At 54.4% G+C, this 17,125-nt stretch carries 9 protein-coding genes; 3 read left to right on the plus strand and 6 right to left on the minus strand.

Going from position 1 to position 17,125, the window contains the following annotated elements:
• Positions 1-34: 34 nt before the first annotated feature.
• The 3 genes from K0H81_RS14160 to K0H81_RS14170 all read right to left on the minus strand — a co-directional run bounded on the left by K0H81_RS14160 (position 35) and on the right by K0H81_RS14170 (position 9,103).
• Complete coding sequence (locus tag K0H81_RS14160) at positions 35-3,604, minus strand: pilus assembly protein (protein ID WP_258406461.1); 3,570 nt, start codon at positions 3,602-3,604, stop codon at positions 35-37.
• Between the two features lie 1,183 nt (positions 3,605-4,787).
• Complete coding sequence (locus tag K0H81_RS14165; RefSeq protein WP_220058738.1) at positions 4,788-7,892, minus strand: multidrug efflux RND transporter permease subunit; 3,105 nt, start codon at positions 7,890-7,892, stop codon at positions 4,788-4,790.
• Positions 7,892-9,103, minus strand: a complete 1,212-nt coding sequence (locus K0H81_RS14170) for an efflux RND transporter periplasmic adaptor subunit (protein WP_220058739.1) — start codon at positions 9,101-9,103, stop codon at positions 7,892-7,894. The genes K0H81_RS14165 and K0H81_RS14170 overlap by 1 nt, the downstream gene beginning before the upstream one ends.
• Before the next feature lie 315 nt (positions 9,104-9,418).
• Between K0H81_RS14170 and K0H81_RS14175 the strand changes: the two genes are divergently transcribed.
• A complete protein-coding gene (locus K0H81_RS14175) occupies positions 9,419-10,507 on the plus strand; it encodes a sulfotransferase family protein (protein WP_258406300.1) in 1,089 nt (362 codons plus the stop codon).
• 16 nt (positions 10,508-10,523) lie between these two features.
• Positions 10,524-11,675, plus strand: a complete 1,152-nt coding sequence (locus tag K0H81_RS14180; protein ID WP_220058741.1) for an aspartyl/asparaginyl beta-hydroxylase domain-containing protein — start codon at positions 10,524-10,526, stop codon at positions 11,673-11,675.
• Between the two features lie 211 nt (positions 11,676-11,886).
• Here K0H81_RS14180 and K0H81_RS14185 read toward each other — a convergent pair whose 3' ends face one another.
• Positions 11,887-13,482, minus strand: coding sequence for a tetratricopeptide repeat-containing sulfotransferase family protein (locus K0H81_RS14185; protein WP_220058742.1), 1,596 nt, complete (start codon positions 13,480-13,482; stop codon positions 11,887-11,889).
• Between the two features lie 192 nt (positions 13,483-13,674).
• On the opposite strand from K0H81_RS14185, the gene K0H81_RS14190 reads away from it, so the two are divergent.
• Complete coding sequence (locus K0H81_RS14190) at positions 13,675-14,148, plus strand: LabA-like NYN domain-containing protein (protein WP_220058743.1); 474 nt, start codon at positions 13,675-13,677, stop codon at positions 14,146-14,148.
• A 56-nt stretch (positions 14,149-14,204) separates the two neighbouring features.
• On the opposite strand, the gene K0H81_RS14195 is transcribed toward K0H81_RS14190, so the two are convergent.
• Together K0H81_RS14195 and glgC are read right to left on the minus strand one after the other, a co-directional pair.
• A complete protein-coding gene (locus K0H81_RS14195; RefSeq protein ID WP_220058744.1) occupies positions 14,205-15,854 on the minus strand; it encodes a glycogen synthase in 1,650 nt (549 codons plus the stop codon).
• Positions 15,847-17,121, minus strand: coding sequence for a glucose-1-phosphate adenylyltransferase (gene glgC, locus K0H81_RS14200; protein WP_220044626.1), 1,275 nt, complete (start codon positions 17,119-17,121; stop codon positions 15,847-15,849). Before glgC ends, K0H81_RS14195 begins: the two co-directional genes overlap by 8 nt.
• Between the last annotated feature and the right edge of the window lie 4 nt (positions 17,122-17,125).

Here is a 17,125-nt window from a genome sequence, read left to right on the forward strand (position 1 = left end):
TTAGTTAATGGTGTAATTTGCTTCTGACCACTTGCTACTCGCTATAGTAGTAGATCTTATGAGCACGCAGTCGGCCACCTATGCAGCGATTATCTCCGGCGGGGCAATCGTCGTCGGGTTTAACCTTCTCCATCTTCTCGGCGGCGTTACCTATGCCGATCAGATACATGTAGGCATCACCATCCTTTCCTTGCCCCCCCTTGTTGTCGGCAGGGATCACAAGCTGAGGAGTGTCTAATACCAAGTTACCCGCCTCTAGAGCGACCGACGTGTAGTTACTCGTGCCATAGTGCAGATTAAAGGGATAGAGGAAGCCCATGCCTGACGTTAAGCACTGGTTGTTACTCGCTGCTGTACCCGGCACAAAGGTCGTGAAGAACACCTGACCGTTAATGATGGTCGCCGGTGACAGATTCTTCTCACCAAGCCCAGGAAGTTTAAAATACCACCCGCGCTTCTTACTAATAGCAATCTTGTCGGGCGCTTGATTAGCCTTCAACTTGGTCGTTTCGTAGAGGTCGCTAAGAGTCAAAGGCGCTGGCGCCTTAGGCCTGCCCGTGCCGCCGAAGGTCTGAGTCACCACGTTTCTATCTTGTAGGGTGAAAAACATGTCTTCGCGGGAGGTATCGGACGGCGCCGCCCTGTGGCCACTGCCCACCACCACGGCATCGTAAGGTACATTCTGACTCGTGGTTACCCTAGTAGTCTTGCCATTGACTGTATAATCAACCACTGAGACATTGTTAATCATGGTCTGCGCCACAACTGGGGCCGAGTAGAAGCGACGATTCTGCAGCAGCGACTTGCCACCTAGATCGGCAAACTTAAAGGCTGACCAGCTAGCCTTATCCGCCCTTGGCATATCCATGCGCCAGACACTACCACCGGTATCGACCGCATAGATACGGTCGGTATTGCCATCGCCACTGGCATCGAGTACCGCCACACCGCTAGGAATACTGTCCTGAATCCCTGGCAGGGCCGTGCCACCACCGGCGCCAAATTGATGGATCAGTTTGCCGGTATCGGCATCGACGATAAACACGCCACGCCCTTTGTTATCCTTAGTGCCAAGGTCTTTACCATCTTTACCCGCAGGTGAATACCCTGCACCGAAGATGAGCACAGGTTTTTCCGTGCCGCTGGCGCTGCGAATAGTGGTCACCACTGGTGTCGACCAGGATTGTCCAAGCTCACTCAGGCCCGGCGAGCTGGCATCGATACGCCACTTGAAGCTTGGCGAATCAGGGTTGCTGATATCCAGGGCATAGTAACTATCACCACCGCGACGCATGCCGAAGAAGAGCCAGGCTTTTTCTACACCTGAGGCGCCATTTTTCACATAGGCCACTGGAGAGCCGTCGATACCATAGACTGAGTGCACGCCCGTCGGCACATTGTTTCTCAGAGCCTGAATATTTGGCAGCAGTTCATAAGGCATGAAGGCCCAGCTCTCGCTAACCTCGTTGGCAGTGGTGTCATCCTTGAACATATGCATGAAGCCATGGTTGGTACCAACCAAAATACGAATATCCGGGCTAGACTTACTGCCAAAGTTCAATGCCAAAGGTTTAGAGTGTAGGGCATCACCCATGATGTCATTGCGCCAGTTCTTGGCGGGATCGGCAATGGTCGTCTGGTTCTTATCGTTGTCCACATCCAGCCCCTTGGCCCAATCGAATAGGTTAGTAAGCTGACTCTTATCAACACCCATGAAATTGGCCAGGTCTTCCTGGCCACCTGCCTTCTTGGCCGCCGCCGACAGGCTGAGCGTATCCATGCCGCCCCCCAGATTACTGTAGAGGGTTCGGCTATCGGCACTCTGCATCGCCGACAGGACGCCCCCCTTGCGCACATCGTTGCCATCGCCACAAAGCTTCTTGGGCGTCCAGTAGGAGCAGGCACTGTCCTTGATGTTACCGTCATCACCCAGCGCTATTTTACCCTCTGCGTCCAAAACTGTCCCATCGGCGGCGACTCTGAACTTCTTGATATTCCCCGTCCAGCGCGGACCTCTGTCCGGCAGGAACATGGAATAATAGGCATAGTTAAAAGTCTGGGTACGGTTAAAGTTGTTACTGGCCACAGAAGGCGAGGTAAAGCTGGCGCTGTTGGCCAACACCTCATTCACCGCCTGTTGAATAGAGCCCTGCAGCTTAGTCGCATCGGTGGCATCGAAATAGCTTCCGCCCCCCTTGCTCGCCACCTTCTTCAACAGATCTTCGGCATTTTTTGCCCCCTCACTGAAGCCAATGGTGTGGGTGATCACATGCTGATCGCCATCCATGTTAGGGTTTACATCTTTGCGATACATCCAGCTTGAAAGCGCGCTCATGTAACTAGTGCTGTGCTTATCGACGCCACCGGTTAACTTCGTGACTTCCACATCGGCGGCGCTGTCTAGGGTCGGTTCCCCATCTGTGATAAAGACGATATAGGCGTTGTTCTGACACTTCTTAAAGGGGGATTGATAGGTATTTGTTCCCTTAACAAGCGCATCCTTGTCCAAACTATCATTTTTATTGGCTCTATAAGTTACCCATCGGCCCCATGATTCATAGGTATAATCCTTATCATCATCGCCAAACTCCACAGACTTACCGGCGAAGTAACGATAGGCCTCGTAAAGGGTTTCACACAGGGGGGTGTTCCAGCCATACTCAATATCTTTAACCCCACTGAGTAGTGTCTTTTTTTGCCCTGGCGTCAGGGTCTGAATGGCTTTGATGATGCGCCCACCGTTACGGCCATTATATAGGGTGTCATCTGGGCCATTCATGTTGAAAATTGCCAGGCCGAAATCCACTCCCGGGGTGGTTAAGATGACGTTTTTAATCGCATCTTTGGCCAGCTCTAAGCGAGTTTTATCTTCTTGTTTCTTGTTTGCATTGTGATGCCAGCGAAGGTAATCCTCGGTATACACGGTGAGCACCCGCCCGGTACCAAAGCCGGTAAGCTGCGCCTGCTCCTTGGCGGTCTTCTTGATGCTATCACTCGAACTACTGCTGACATTGTTATACATGATAGGCGTGGTGGGAGATCCCAAACTATCGACAGGTAGCCCCGAGGTTAATCCCTTAGCATTAAGATAATTGCCTTCCTGAATATCTTCGTAGCAATCCACCGCCTTAGCATTCAGACCATTGTTGTCGCCAAACTCACGCCAGGCACCGTTGGCACCGCTAAAGGTATACTTACGGAAGAAACCGGTAAAGATGCCATAGTCGTTCAGGAACTCCCAGGAGCTGCCGCAGCTATTGATGGTGCCTGAAAATTTACGTCGTTCATTAGGGTCATCGGGGTCGGGCAACTTATTCTTACCCTGATCACCTTTTACGTAATAGAGCATCCCTTTCTTGCCGTTATTGTAACGCGAGCCGCCCCCAGCTCCCGGCGTATAAGGTTTATCCACGTCATAGACTTTGGTGCTCATACTGCCAGAGTTATCGAAGATGATCAGGATCTGAGGCCTGGCCCCAGTACGGGCGCTCGCCTCATAGACATATAACTCGGTATCGTCGGCCCACGAAGAAGCCGAGAGAAGACTCATGATGGCAGTCAATAGAGCAACAAAGCTTTTCACAAGCTCTCCCTTTCGCTGCATTATGATATTTGCCAGAGCAGACTGACCAGCGCGCAAAATATCCATTTCACTAAACCTATTACTTCAAATTTTTTTAATTTTTTAAATGACCCCCTACCCCACTCCCACGGCTCCACTCTCAACCCTAGATGACAAAGGCTATCAACCAAAGACAGACTTTCAGACAAGAGAACACTAGCCGGAAGCATGAATTTGGCAATACAAGATGAGACAAAAGTGCGATAGAAAGCGGATTTAACACGCCATCGATACAAAATGCAACATTTTTAACCAAATTGAATCATGCAAACAGGAGGAACATCGAATTTTGAATGAATAGCGGACTTAGCCAGCAGGAGTGCTATTTTATTGACACTGGCATGACCAGTTTAATAAACAAACAATCCCAAACTAAAGCAAAAACTCCAACATAAATTAAACAACTGAGAAAAAAGGATTTATTAGAAAGCAGGTGGCGTTAATTAAACAACTAGCCAGATGAAAACAAGATAGAGTCAGCCGTCGTATTAATGACACTCGCTCCATCTCAGTTATTATGGTGAATATTTAATCAACAAAACCTGTGAAATATTCACTTTTTCTTTAAGATGTAAATTTTTCAACTTAATGGCTATTTAGGCCAAACATAGAAACATGAAATTAATCTAATGAATTGTTTGAGGTAATCATCTCTTATGACAATCACATTTTATGACAATCATCTTTAAGACAACAAATTTAGAAACGATTATCAAAGTGAAATAATAAGTAAAAGATAATCCAACGCCTCAATTTCATCGGCAATGAGTCAGCTCCATCTTTAAATCTGCTCTTCCTAACTAATGCCTTTGAATAACACTCTCTGTATTTAAGGAAACAAGTTAGCAAGCCAAGAGTTGGCAACTTACAGGGTCAACCGGCTCAACATCGACCTCGACAGCATTGGTATGAAGACAAGTTTCTGTGAAAGGCATTTTACCTTTACCCCCTAAGGATCAGATGAAGCACTGTGAAGGTCTTGTCTCTGTCTAGCCCCTGTCTCACAGAGAGGCAAGACAGAAGCAAGACAGGGGCGTCACCTTTTCACTTAGTAAGCTTTTTTACTCCGCCGCTGAGTCGTCTAGTGGTCTAGTGGTCTAGTGGTCTAGTCGTCTAGCCAGCAACTCACTAAATCACCGGGTCACCGAATCGAACATCCAGCCACTTAGGCGCCGCTTGCCTGCTGTTTGGCGATGGCGGTCTCGAGCTGGGCGGCAACGAAACCCGGTGAGCGGGTGCGACCCGAGATCAGCCGATACATGGCGGGGATCACCAACAAGGTCACCAGGGTGGCGAACGCCATGCCGAAGAACACCACAGTGCCCACGGCGATCCGGCTCTCAGAACCGGCGCCGCTCGATAGAATCAAGGGCACGGCACCGACCAAGGTGGTGAAGGCCGTCATCAGGATGGGGCGCAGGCGACGCGCCGAGGCGTCAAGTATTGCCTGATCCAGCGAGGCGCCCCTGTCCCTGAGCTGATTGGCAAACTCGACGATTAAAATGCCATTCTTAGTCACCATGCCGATCAGCATGATCATCCCGATCTGGCTATAGATGTTGAGCCCAAGCCCCATCAGATAGAGACCGATGAATCCACCGAAAATCCCCATAGGAACCGTCAGCATTACCACCAGCGGGTTGATGAAGCTCTCGAACTGGGCCGCCAACACCAGGTAAGCCACCAGCAGCGCTAGAGCAAAGACCAGCATGACGCTGCTTTGATTTTCCTTAAACTCTTTCGACTCCCCCGTGTAGCTGATGCTGATATCGCCGGGTAAGATCTCGATAGCCTTGGCATCGAGGAAGTCCAGCGCCTCACCTAAGGTATAGCCTTCACCGAGGTTGGCCTTGAGAGTTATCGACTTCTGCTTATTGGTATGGCTTAGCTTATGGGCCGAGGCGACCTCTTCGATATGGGTGATGGCATCTAGGGTGATCAGCTCACCGTTGGCGGCGCGCATATAGATCTGACTCAGGTCCGCCATACTGTTAAAGCTCTCCTCCTTGCCCCGCAGATATACGTCATACTCTTCGCCGCGCTCGATAAAGCTGGTCTCGCTGCGTCCACCTAGCATCACCTCCAGAGTCTGGGACACCTGAGCAACACTTATTCCCAGCTCCGCGGCGCGCTGCCTGTCCACGCTCACCACCAGCTCTGGGGTGGTCTCGGCATAGTCAAGATCGGCCCCCGTGACGATTGGCGAGGCGTCGGCTATTGCCTTCAGCTCGCTCGCCCACTTGAACAGCTCATCATAGTCACTGCCGCCCAGCACAAATTGCACCGGCTCGCTGGACTTGCCCCTAAAGCCGGGCAACATGGGCCGCACCATGACATCAGGGATCCCCATCAGCGCCTTGGCTACCACGGCCAGCGCCTGCTGCGCATTGATATCACGGACCTGCCAATCCTCTAGCTGCATGATCACAAAGCCGGTTTGATCCCCTGCCCGTCCCCCGAACGCCGGCGCCTGTACGCTAAAGGATTTGATCACGCCCTGACTAAGCAGTGGCATCAGGCGCTCCTCGACGATATCCATATTGGCCGTCATCCGGTTGTAGCTGGTACCCTCCGCGCCCTTGACGAAGGCGAAGATCACGCCTCTGTCTTCCTGAGGCGCCAGCTGCGCCGGTACCTGGTTCATCAGCAGACCACTACCTATGATACAGGTGACAATCACCACAGGCGCCGCCAAGCGGTAACGCACCGCCCAGGCCACGGCGCGGCGATACCAGGCTTCGAGTCGGGCGAAACCGCTGTCCATCAGGCGGTTAAGGGCATTGGGCCTGTGTTTGCGCTTGAGGAGCTTACTACCAAGCACTGGGGTCAGGGTTAGGGCGATAACCGATGAGAAGATCACCGCCATGGCCAGCATCACGGCAAACTCGGTAAAGAGACGCCCCACCATGCCATCCATGAAGGAGATAGGCAGAAACACCATCACCAGCACGGCGGTGGTCGCCACCACGGCAAACCCCACCTCTCTAGCCCCCTTATAGGCCGCCAGAATCGCAGGTTCACCCCGCTCGATATGATGGAAGATGTTTTCAACCACCACGATGGCATCATCCACCACCAGGCCGATAGCTAAAATGAGCGCCATCAGGGTCAGTAGATTAATGGAGTAACCCAGGTAGTTGGCGGCGATGAAGGCCGAGATCAGCGACACTGGCACAGTCACCGCAGGGATCAGCGTTGCCCTCGCCTGACCGATAAACAGATAAAGCACCAAGACCACCAGGGCCCCAGTGATATAGAGGGTGTTGTACACCTCGCCGATAGACTGGTCGATAAAGACGGTCGAGTCATAATCCACCGACAGCTGAGTGCCCTCGGGCAGGAATTTCTGTAGCTTATCCACCTCCTCGCGCACCCGCTGCGCCACCTGCAAAGGATTAGCGTCTGACTGCGCCACAATCCCCAGGCTGAGGTTTGGCACACCGTCACTCTTGAAGGTGGAATTTTCATTCTCGGCGCCGATAAACACCCGCGCCACATCCTTAAGATAGATGGGGCTGCCGTCGCTGGCGGTTCGCACCACCAGATAATCGAAGTCTTCGGGATGCAGGTAGAGCCTGGCAGTGCGTACCGTCATCACTGTCGTGTCGTTGCGCACCTCACCGCCCGGGCTCTCCACGTTTTCGCTGCGCAGCGTATCGGTAATATCTGTGGTGGTCACCCCGCGCCCGGCCATCAACTTAGGATCCAGCTGCACATACATCACCTTATAGAGACCGCCGGAGATGTTTACAGAGCTCACCCCGGTGATCAGGCTAAATCTGTCCTCAAGCACTCGCTGGGCATAATCGGTCAGCTGAGTCCTGTCCATGGTGCTGGAGCTGAGGTTGATGTAAACGGAAGGCTCGCCCGACCCATTGTCCTTGGAGACGATAGGCTCATCGGCCTCGTCCGGCAGACGACGCTGGGCGCGGGCCACGGCGTCGCGCACATCGCTCACCCCTTCGGTTAGGTTCCAGTCCAGATCGAAGCTGATGGTAATGCGCGACATGCCGTTGCGGGTCACAGAGGTGATCTCGTCGATACCGCTGATCCCCGTCAGCTCATCCTCGAGCACTGTGGTGATCTGACTCTCCATGATGCTGGCCGAGGCGCCGCTGTAACTGGTCATCACAGTCACCACGGGGCTCTCCACATCCGGCATCTCTCGCACCGCCAGCTTGGAGAAACTCACCAGACCAAATACACACAGCAGCAAGCTTAAGACGATCGCCACCACGGGGCGTTTTACCGACACATCCGACAGCAACATTAGCTCTGCCCCCGCGCGGTTTCGGTCTCGCCCGTCTGAGCCTGAGTCTGAGTCAAACGCCTGCCTCCCGGCCCCTCGGCGAGCTGGCCGGCTTCAACATCTTCCACCTTGATGCCATCACGCATGTTGACCAGCCCCTTGACCACGATTCTGTCGCCCAAGGATAAGCCGTCATCGATCAGCACCTGATCGTCGATACGCGCCCCCAGAGTCACCTGAGTGCGGCGGGCGATATTATCGGTGTCGATCACATAGACGAAACGTTTAGTACCTGAATATTCCAGCGCCTGAACCGGCACAACCGCCTGGGTCACTGGAGCAAAATTAAGCCTCGCCGAGATCAACATGCCAGGCCTGAGTTGAAGACTGGGGTTATCGAAATTCACCCTCACCTTAAGATTAAGAGTCTCGGGATTGATCCGCGGCGCCATGGCCACCACCTGACCATGAAACTCGGCACCGGGCCAGGCGCTGCTGCTGGCCACCACTGGCATGCCTAGGTAGATCTGCGACAGATAACGCTCGGGGATCTGCAGATCCAGACGCATGCTGGAGAGATCGTCCAGGCTGACTAGCTCGCTGCCCACGCTCACCAGCTTGCCCAGACTAAAGTCCACCAGCCCAATCACACCGTCGAAGGGCGCCTTGAGGGTGTGATAATCTAAGTCAGCCTGGGCGGCCTGGAGCCTGGCTTCGGCAATATCGACGCTGGCCAGCTGGGCATCTATCTCGGTCTGAGTAATAGCGTGCTGTTCTATGAGTCGTTTGTACTCGCCTAACTTACGCCGCTCATCGTTCAGATAAGCCTTGGCCTCGGCCAGATTTGCCTTGGCCTTGGCGTCTTCGAGATGGACCAACACCTGCCCCTGTGAGACAGCCTGATTGTCACTTAAGTTGATTGCCTGCACCTTACCCGATACCTCGGCAGCTATCTGCACCGAGCGATTGGCGGCAAGCTTGCCCACCAATGAGAGATGCTGAGCCACTTCATGGGCCTCGACCCGGGCACTGGCAATCGGCATGGCTCTGGCCCCAGCTTTGACATTAGCTGTGTTGGCATTAGCTGTATTGGCGTTAGCAGCTTTGCCATTTACAACTTGGGGCTGAGATGTTGACGACTGATTCTTGGCCTGATTGGCAGCAACAGCAAAGGTGAGTAACGCGGCTAGCGCTAGCACGCCAAGGGGAATGTACAGGTATTTTTTATCCATTGGGGCGGTATCTTATCCATGGGCTTTTCGACTGCCCCTATTGTAAAATGGCGCCGCCCTTTGGAGGGTAAAGCAATGTAAAGCTGCGCAAAGCGTCACTTTCATTGAAGCGTAAGAGTGCAAGCAGATGTGTCGGCTAGCCTTTACCTATCTCCAAAACTCATTCAGACGCCCAGACTTCACTTTTGTTGAACCCTGCGGATCCCCTCTACCAGAGCCATAACTTGGAACGGCCAAACAAGCCGCCCACTTGAGTTTTTCTGCAATAACATTAAAGTAAAGCCACCATAACAATATCAAAACACCCTACAGAAGGTGGCGCTGTTGCATCAATCCTGTTTCGATAGACCCATTATCATCATCTCGGCGCCGCGATCCGGCAGCACCCTGCTTTTTGAACTCCTGAGCCATAGCGAATCACTCTGGACTATAGGCGGCGAGAGCCACGCAGTAATAGAAAAGCACAGGCAGCTCAATATCACCGCTAAGGAATTTGCCTCCAATGCGCTGGATATCAGCGACTGGGATGTGGATATTGACCAGCAGCTCAAGGCAGACTTCGAGGCCGCACTGAGGGATCATCAGGGGAAACCCTACCAGAAAGGCTTGGGGCCGATCCGCTTTCTGGAGAAAACCCCAAAAAACAGCCTGCGTATCGACTTTCTCGCTAAGCTCTTTCCCGACGCCCGCTTCATCTATCTGGTGCGGGACCCCAAGGAAAATGTTGCCAGCATAATGCAGGCCTGGCGCAGCGGCCGTTTTCGCACCTACCCTGGCCTGCCCGGCTGGGGCGGCGACTGGTCACTCCTGCTGCCACCGGGTTGGCAGGCGCTTAGAGGAAAGCCACTAGAGCAGGTCGCCTGCTTTCAGTGGTGTCAGGCCAACGAGCACATCATGGCCTCGCTGGACAAGCTGCCCCAAGAGCGCTGGCACTTAGTCAGCTATCATGACCTGGTTGCCGATCCTAAGGGCACCACCCAGAAGATAGTCGAGTTCTGCCAGCTTCCTTTAGACGCCTCATTGGCCGAGCGCTGCGAAGGCAAGCTGCCTCACTCACGCTACACAGTCTCGGCCCCCAAGGTCGATAAATGGCTGGCCAACTATTCGGCCATCGCCGCCATCTGGCCACAAACACAGGCTTGCCTGCATAAGGTAAATCAGCGACTGGCGTCACAAGGTATCTCGCCTTTTGCGACAAATCTGCCCTCGCCACCAGAGGACCAACAAACGTCGGCGTCGATTCCAGCGTCAACGACCCAAAACAGGGAAGAAACCAAGCCTGAACAAGCAAGTCCCCTGTCAACCGAGGGTTCGCGCACTCGCTACCCAAACACCGCCCGTAATGCCCCCTGCCCCTGCGGCTCTGAGCTGAAATACAAGGCCTGCCACGGCAAACTGCAATAGGGATATAAGAGAGATTATGAAGTTAGCGAAAGAGTTCTACCGCCTGCCCCTCAGTTTCGATGTCGAGCGCCTGCAACAGGAGCTAGCCGCCTTCGATGAAGATGATTGGCGCGCCCATCATGAGAGCTTTAAAGGCAATTCAGCCATCGCCCTTATCTCGGTCGGCGGCAGCTTTAACAACGAATTTAAGGGCCCCATGAGCCCCACTCCGGCGCTGCTGCAGAGTCCCTATATCCAGCAGGTGATCGCCTCCTTCGGCGAGGTGATTGGTCGCTCTCGTTTGATGCGTCTGGCCCCCGGCTGCGAGGTGCCACTGCACAGCGACATCAACTACCATTGGCACAACCGGGTACGCATCCATATTCCCATCGTCACAGACGACGCCGTGCAATTTCACTGTGACGATAAGCAGGTACACATGGGTGAAGGCGAATGCTGGATCTTCGACTCCTGGAAATATCATAAGGTAGTGAACGACAGCGACAAGATGCGGGTGCATCTGGTTATCGACACCATGGGCTCGAGTCGTTTTTGGCAGATGGTCAACGAGGCATCGCTAGCCTATGGCAACCTAGAAGACCCAGACTTTAAGCCTAAACACCTGAGTTACACTCCAGAGAAATCTACAGAGATCATCACAGAGAAAGTGAACTTCCCCTTGGTGATGCCCCCCAGCGAGGTACGTCTGCTAACCCAGGAGCTCTGTGCTCAGATCCAAAGCGCAACGGGAAATGGCTCAGTGGCAAGCCAAGCCTTTATCAAGTTACTCAATGACTTCGCGCTAGATTGGCAGGCACTCTGGTCACAGTTTGGCGATGATAAGGCCGGCTGGGACGTCTTCCATCGACTGCGACAACAAACTTTGGCGCAGGCGGCGCCGCTGGAACAGCAGGTGATGGTGGACAGTCAGACATCGGCAATGAAGATACTGGTGCATCTGATCATGGGGCCGGCCATGAGCCCTGAATTGGCTCAGGTAAATACAGCCGCGCCTCAACCTGCGTCAACACCCAGCGCCCCCATATCTTCACAAACTAGACCCGCACCGTCATCGCAAGCCGCTAGCACTATGAAGAAACAGCAACCCGAGCCTGGACTGACTCGCAACAGCCCCTGCCCCTGCGGCTCTGGCAAGAAATATAAGCAGTGCCACGGTCAGCTTAACTAAACCCTAGGCGTTCGTAATGGCCGTTCGCGCTGGCCGTAAACGTTAGCCAATCGGCTTCAGCCATACAACAAAGGGCGACACATATGTGTCGCCCTTTGTACTGTTTCAGCGCTTATTTAAGGCACTAATTCAAGACACCTAATTCAAGACATCTAATTCAAGACATCTAATTCAAGACATCTAATTCAAGATACCTTAGGTTATCGCCCCATCAACTCAAGAAGCTCTTGTGGGCCCTATCGGCAATCTCGGTCAGCGTACGATAGGCATTGGGAATGAATGCCGCGTAGGCCTCACTCTGACCTATCGCCTTAACATTCATCGGCCGTCTAACCTGGCTAGCGCTAGGAGTCAGCACGCTGCGCTTTGACTCATAGAACTTAAGACAGGCAGGCTCGAGTGCCAGACCGACATAGTCCACCATGGCCGGGATCTGCTGATCCGGCGCCTTCACCAACTGCTCGAAACAGAGGTGGTACATGCTATCGCCATAGGCCCCTTGCCAGTGAGCCATCAACTCCAGATATTGCTGCCAATAGTGGCAGATATCATCCAAATGGTAGGAGTAGTCATGACCATGACTAAAATGCTGCTTATAGACCCCCATGGCGTTGTCTCTGGCATCGCGGATCACATTGATGATCTTGGCCTCGGGAAACAGTGTCTTGATGAGACCTATATGGATGAAATTGTTGGGGTTCTTGTCTATCACTAAGCTTGGCACTAGGCTTGGCGACACTTCTCCCTGGGCCTGAAGATACTGATTCACCTGCTCAATATACTGCTGACGCATCTGGGCTATCAGCTCATCTGACAGCCGGGGCAACATGGCGCCATAACCCCCCTTCATCTCCAGACTCAGGGCCAGACGCTCCATGAAGGGCAACTCATCAGTCGCCGCAATCTGAGAGTGGCTGGCCAGGATCTGCTCGCACAGGGTGGTGCCCGAGCGCGGCATGCCGACAATAAAGATAGGTGTCCAAGGCCCGCTAGTCTCTGCACCGCGCGGCTTCACCTCAACCGACTTGAGGCTATCGACCAAGCGGGTGAAGGCCTCTCTTTTAAAGGGGCGTAGCGGACGCATCAGCTGGTTGGCCATTCGCACTGCATCGAAGGCCTGCTCACCCTGCTTGCGCTGCTCATAGACACGATTCAGGGCGAAATGAAACAGCGACTGACTCGCCTGAGAGAACTCCTCGGCAGCAATATTGGCCTTAAGGGCGGCTTCATCTTGCTCGGTGAACCGATAGTTTTTCAGATCCGCCAGACTCCAGTAGGCGGTCGCCTGCTGACTGGGCGCCAAACGAATATAATCATGGTAGAAGGCTGCGGCCTTATCTGTGTCCCCCTTGGCCTTGTAGACATGCCCAAGGTTGAGGCTTGCCTGCGCCGCCTGCTCATCACCCGCTAACCCAGCAAGTAGCGCCGACTCGGCCGTCGCCATATCGCCGGTGCGGCTGGCGTTTATGCCCAGGCGAAGCTGCAGGCTTAGATCTTGCGGCGTTTCTTTAACCAGCTCCCTGAGTAAGTTGACGGCATCGAAGAAGGCCTCGCGGCGCTCATGCAGGGTCACCAGATTTAAGCGCAGTTCTTGATCTTGAAATCCAGCCGCTTGGGCCTTTAGGTAGCAGCTCAAGGCTTCTTGATGCTCACCACTTCGAAAAGCGAGGTGGCCCAATAGCGCCTGCGCCTCACCATTACTGGGTTCTCTGCGAATCACCTTACGGGCATAGATGCCGGCAGAGGAGAATTTTCCACTCTGATAAAAGCCTCTGGCTTCCTCTAAATAGCGCGCTTCTCGACTCAAGTCATACTCCTGTTGTTATCGTTATTATTTAAGTGACTGCGACTGTGATCTTGGTTTGCAGGCCTATTCTAAACATCGCCCCCAGACAAAAGCAACGAAGTGTTAACAAAGCCTATTTATTCCCCTGCCCCTTCCCCTCATCAAGCCACTAAGTTAAGGTCAAGCCATGACTCAACAAGCTAAGCTGTCAAATTGAAACGGATCGCCCTCTTTGTCGATGTACAAAACATCTATTACACCTGCCGCCAGGCCTATGGTCGTCAGTTTAACTACCACGCGCTGTGGCAGAGACTTAATGAGCAGGGGAAGATAGTTACGGCGTTAGCCTATGCCATCGACCGGGGCGATGATGGTCAGATAAAGTTTCAGGACGCGCTGAAACATATCGGTTTCGAGGTCAAGTTGAAACCCTTCATCCAGCGCAGTGACGGCAGCGCCAAAGGCGACTGGGACGTGGGGATCACCATAGATATCATGGAGCACGCCCCTGAGGTGGATACTGTCATCTTGCTCTCGGGCGATGGCGACTTCGCGTTGCTGCTCGAACATATTGGCTACAAGTATTCCCTAGACACTGAAGTTTACGGCGTGCCTGAGCTCAGTGCCAAGGCGCTGATGGACGCCGCCACCCAGTTTCATCCCATCGAAGAGGGGCTGCTACGCTAGCCCTTCAAGCCAGCCCTTCAAGCTAGCCACTCAGGTTAGTCTCTTTCGCCAGAGGCTTACAGGCAGTAGAGGTGTTGACAGTAACGCTTTGCCGAGGCGCCCCAGCTGAAACGCTTCTGACTGGCATTATCACATATAACGTGCCAGGCCTCCTTGCCGATGAGCGGCAGCGTCTGCGCCAAGGTCTCTAGCAAGGCCGCCGACTGCTCCGCCAGACTGTCGCCGTAAAAGACAAACCCGTCTTCGCCATGACTCACCGTATCTTTCAGACCCCCGACGCCATGAACCAGGCAAGGCTGACCGGCCCGCATCGCCAGCATCTGACTGATGCCGCAGGGCTCGAAGGAGCTGGGCATGATAAACAGGTTACCGCACTCGTACAGGGTGTCAGACAATGGCAAGTCAAAGCCGTTGATAAAGAGCAGGTTCTGATAGCGCCCGGCAAGCTTTGCCAGTTGCGCCTCTATCGCCTCATCGCCGCTCCCTAGGATAGCCATCAGGCCGTTAGGCGCATGCTCAGCCAAGAGCTTTAGCAGATGTTCTAGTGTGCTGATACCCTGCTGGTCGCGATAGCAGAGGATCGCCATCTTCTGATCCGTCAGGCGCCCCACAGAGGTCAGCAGCAGCCTGGGGGCATCCTGAAACTCTGACTGACGCCTCAGCCGTGCAAGGGTCATCAGCGCCTGCTGATCGACGCTGCGTACCCAAGGCGTCTGGCATAGCCAACCTTGTATCGCCTGCTCGGCGCTGTCGATGAGCGGCAACAGCTTGTCGGTGTTGCCCCTGAGCAGCGCCTGACGCTTAGTGAGCTGACCCGAACGTTTCAACTTAGTCGGATACTCGCAGCCGTTTAAGATGCCGTGCAGTGCACCCGCTTGCTGCTTCTGCTGAAGGTCTGCCTCCAGCCCTTCGCCGCCAATAAACCCCTTGTCGGGCGATGAGGGACGCAGCACCTCCTGGGCATAGCTGGGCGACACCAGATGCACGCGATCGCTCAGCACTATGGCGGCGCGCAGCGGATTAAAACATTGGGGGTACCTGGGATCGATCACCTGATTGAGCGCGTCACAGCCAAGCGAGGCAAACAGACTCGGCAACCAGGCCTGCAAGGAGGAGTGCTCCTGAGTTAAGGGGCGCGCCCCCTGAATCGCCAGATTGTGGATAGACAGCACACAGGGGATCGCCTGCAGCGCTGCATACTCGGGGGAAAAGGCCCGCAGCAGCGCCAGCACGCCGCAGTGCCAGTCGTGCAGATGCAGATGGTCCGGCCGAGGCATCAAGCCGGACAACACCGCCTTGGCGACCCCGAGGCAGAACAGGGCGAACTTGTTGGCGTCCTCGGCGAAAGGGCGATCGCTCGCCCCCGGGGTGTAGATCTTACCCCCCTGATCGAACAGCGGGTGATCCAACAAGAAGAGGTTCACCTCAGGCAGACTGGGATGCGCCGCGCGGTAGAGGGTCAGCCAGTGGGGCTGACCATAGAAGTCGACCACCAGTTCACCCAGGGGCTCGGCCCCCTGCTGACGATGCAGAAAACCATAGCTTGGCATGATCACATCGCTACACACACCCAGCGGATAGAGGGCGCCCGGCAGGTCACGGATCACATCGGCCATGCCGCCCACCTTGGCGCCCTTGAGCGCGCCATTTTCGGCGGCGACCATCAACACGCGCTTCATGGCGCTCTCCCCTTGCGTCTTACTCATAACCCACCGGTAGCCCCAACATGTCACGGGTCACCAGGGTGATCCCACCTTCCGAGACCCTAAAGCCCCGCGCCCTGTCGTGATCATGGTCATGGCCAATTACCGTACCCTCGGGGATGATGCAGCCTCTGTCTAAGATGGCGTTCTTGATCTGGCAGTGACGCAGCACCACCACATCGGGCAGTACCACAGAGTTTTCCACCGTAGAGTAGGAGCAGACCTGCACCTCATTAAACAGCACGCTGCGTCTCACGGTGGAGCCTGAGATGATGCAGCCACCGGAGACGATGGAGTCCACCGCCATGCCGCGGCGCTCGTCGTCATCGAAGACAAACTTGGCCGGCGGCAGCTGCTCCTGGAAGGTCCAGATGGGCCACTTGGCATCATAGAGATTCAGCGCCGGGGTGGGCGATAGCAGCTCCATGTTGGCCTGCCAGAAGGAATCCAAAGTGCCCACATCGCGCCAGTAGGCCTCCTCATCGGTGAAGCCACTTCTGAACGGGTGGGCGTAGACCTCGTGCCCCTCGATGATCGACGGGATGATATCCTTGCCAAAATCGCGATCCGAGTTCTCGTTCATGGCATCTTTCTTGAGCTGCTCGAACAGGAATTCAGTGTTAAACACATAGTTACCCATAGACGCCAGACACATCTCGGGATTTTCCGGCAGATGCTTGGGCAGCTCTGGTTTCTCTTCGAAACCGAGGATCTTGTTGCGCTCATCCACCTCGACCACCCCAAAGGCGCCCGCGGCCTCGGCCACCGGCACCTCAAGGCAGGAGACTGTCATGTCGGCGCCAGACTCGGCATGGGCGGCCAGCAGGCCCGCATAGTCCATGCGATAGACGTGATCGCCCGAGAGGATCATCACATACTTAGGCAACTCGTGGCGTATGATGTCGATATTCTGAAATACCGCATCGGCGGTGCCCTTATACCAGCTCTCGGAATAACGCTGAGAGGCGGGCAGGATCTCCACCGACTCCCCCAGCTCCTTCTTGAAGTGGCCCCAGCCGCGCATTACGTGGCGGATCAGCGAATGCGACTTGTACTGGGTCACCACGCCGATACGGCGAATGCCCGAGTTGATGCAGTTCGACAGCGGAAAGTCTATGATGCGGAACTTGCCGCCGAAATAGAGCGATGGCTTGGCGCGCCAGTCGGTCAATTCATGCAGACGTGAACCTCGCCCCCCGGCCAAGATTAATGCATAGGTTTCTCGGGTTAAATTACTGATATAACGTGGGCTAGGATTCATGTTAGGCATAGGT

It is taken from the genome of Shewanella halotolerans, assembly GCF_019457535.1.
GTDB lineage: Bacteria > Pseudomonadota > Gammaproteobacteria > Enterobacterales > Shewanellaceae > Shewanella > Shewanella halotolerans.

What these genes read in the sequence shown, in the direction of transcription:
- K0H81_RS14160 (WP_258406461.1), bottom strand. Translation starts at nt 3,604, where the DNA reads ATGCAGCGAAAGGGAGAGCTTGTGAAAAGCTTTGTTGCTCTATTGACT.
- K0H81_RS14165 (WP_220058738.1), bottom strand. Translation starts at nt 7,892, where the DNA reads ATGTTGCTGTCGGATGTGTCGGTAAAACGCCCCGTGGTGGCGATCGTC.
- K0H81_RS14170 (WP_220058739.1), bottom strand. Translation starts at nt 9,103, where the DNA reads ATGGATAAAAAATACCTGTACATTCCCCTTGGCGTGCTAGCGCTAGCC.
- K0H81_RS14195 (WP_220058744.1), bottom strand. Translation starts at nt 15,854, where the DNA reads ATGAGTAAGACGCAAGGGGAGAGCGCCATGAAGCGCGTGTTGATGGTC.
- K0H81_RS14180 (WP_220058741.1), top strand. Translation starts at nt 10,524, where the DNA reads ATGAAGTTAGCGAAAGAGTTCTACCGCCTGCCCCTCAGTTTCGATGTC.
- glgC (WP_220044626.1), bottom strand. Translation starts at nt 17,121, where the DNA reads ATGCCTAACATGAATCCTAGCCCACGTTATATCAGTAATTTAACCCGA.